This window comes from Streptomyces hainanensis (genome assembly GCF_004348415.1).
In the GTDB taxonomy this organism is placed as follows: domain Bacteria; phylum Actinomycetota; class Actinomycetes; order Streptomycetales; family Streptomycetaceae; genus Streptomyces; species Streptomyces hainanensis.
Genome location: NZ_SMKI01000764.1, coordinates 1 through 1,981 on the forward strand (window position 1 = coordinate 1; position 1,981 = coordinate 1,981).

The window sequence follows — 1,981 nt, forward strand, 5'->3', positions numbered from 1 at the left end:
GGCCGGCCTGGTGGCCCGCGCCACCCGGTCAGCGGCCCCGCGAACCGTTCCGGGAACGGCTGCGGGGACGGTCCGGGGAGCGGTTCCGGGAGCGGGGCCGCAGCGGCACGAAGCCGCTGGTCCGCGCGGCGTACTCGGCGTACCCCGGGCGATCCGCCATGGAGCGCTCCAGCAGCGCCTTGCCGCTGCCGGCGGTGAGCAGCCCCGTCATCACCAGCGGCGAGACGAGACACGTCAGGGCCGCGCCCCAACTGCCGCAGGCCAGCAGGTAGAGGCCCCACCAGACGAGGAAGTCGCCGAAGTAGTTGGGGTGTCGGGTGTAGCGCCACAGGCCGCGGTCCATCACCCGGCCGCGGTGCGCCGGTTCGGCCTTGAAGCGGGCCAACTGCAGGTCGCCTACCGCCTCGAAGCCGAAGCCGACCGCCCACAGCGCGCACCCGGCCCAGGCGGTGGCGCCGAGGTCGGCCGGCAGGTAGGAGGCGACCTGCACCGGGAGCGAGACGAGCAGGATCAGCGCGCCCTGGAGCAGGTAGACGGTGCGGAGCGCGTAGGCGGCCTGGCTGCCGGGGGCGCGGGCGAGCAGCGCGGCGTACCGCGGGTCCTCGCCCTTGCCGCGGCCGCGCCAGGCGAGGTGGAGGGCGAGCCGCAGCCCCCACGCGACGGTGAGCGCCGTGACCAGCGCCCGGCGGGCGGGGTCGCCGTGGCCGGCGGAGAGTGTCAGGGTCACGCCGGCGACCAGGGCGAAGCCGAGGCCCCACGCGGAGTCGACGATCCGGTGCAGGCCGCCGCGGGCGAGCGCGACCGCCCAGGTGCCGAGCATCAGGGCGGCCAGGGCGCCGGCCGCGATCGCCACGTTGAGGGCCAGCGCGCCCCAGGGCAGGTCGAACGTCATCCCCGGCTCACTCCCGTCGGCCGCCCGTCGTGGGCCGCCCGCCGCTGGCCGACGACCGGCGGCCGGGTCGCGAGGATCTGGTCCACGCCCATCCTGCCCTCCTCGAAGGCCAGCCCGCCGCCGGTGAGATAGAGCCGCCAGACCCGGGCGGTGGGCTCGCCGACCAGGGCGGTGAACGCGTCCCAGCGGCACTCCAGCGACTCCAGCCAGGCGGCGGTGGTCCAGGCGTAGTGCTCGCGCAGCGCCTGGGTGGCGCGGATCTCCAGGCCGGCGTCGGCCAGCAGTCCGATGGTCTGGGCGAGTGGCCGCATGTGCATGTCGGGGGCGATGTAGGTCTCGATGAACGCGCCGCCGCCCGGGGCGTGGCGGCCGCGGGACATCTGCTGCACGAGCAGTCGGCCGCCGGGGCGGAGCAGGTGGCGGAGCAGGGCGGCGAAGGCCGGGTACTCGGCGTCGCCGACGTGCTCGCCCATCTCGACCGAGGTGACCGCGTCGAAGCCGGCGACCGGCAGCAGCTCGGGCAGTTCGCGGTAGTCGGCGTGCAGCACGTCGACCCGGCCGGTGAGTTCGTCGTCGGTGACGAGGCGCCTGACGTGGCCGGCCTGCTCCCGGGAGAGGGTGACGGCGGTGACCAGCGCGCCGTGTTCCGCGGCGGCGTGCCGGGCGAGGGCGCCCCAGCCGCAGCCGATGTCGAGCAGCCGGCTGCCGGGACCCAACTCCAGCTTGCGGCAGATGAGTTCGAGCTTGTCGCGCTGGGCGTCGGCGATGGTGTGGTCGGGCTCGCCGGGTGGCCGGCGCCAGTAGGCGCAGGAGTAGGACATGGTGGGGTCGAGCAGCAGGGCGTAGAAGGCGTTGGACAGGTCGTAGTGGTGGCTGACGGCGGCGCGGTCGCGGGCGCGGCTGTGGCGGGGGCCGCGGAGTCGGGCGCCGTGCGCCGGGTCGCCGGGCGGTGGGCCGAGCGCGCCGAGTCCGCCGGCCACGGCCACCACACGGACGGTGCCGAGGACCCGCGCGGCGACGACTCCCGCCCGGTTCCGGCCGCCGCCGCGGGCGCCCGGGCCGAGACGGCGACCGCGATCACGGCCGCTG

Annotated in this window: 2 protein-coding genes; both read right to left on the minus strand. The window is 76.4% G+C overall.

Annotated elements, in window-relative coordinates; translation table 11 throughout:
- Positions 1-28: 28 nt before the first annotated feature.
- A complete protein-coding gene (locus E1283_RS35685) occupies positions 29-892 on the minus strand; it encodes a DUF1295 domain-containing protein (protein ID WP_132822310.1) in 864 nt (287 codons plus the stop codon).
- A partial coding sequence (locus tag E1283_RS35690) for an SAM-dependent methyltransferase (RefSeq protein WP_132822311.1) occupies positions 889-1,981 on the minus strand: 1,093 nt, incomplete at its 5' end. The genes E1283_RS35685 and E1283_RS35690, both read right to left, overlap by 4 nt.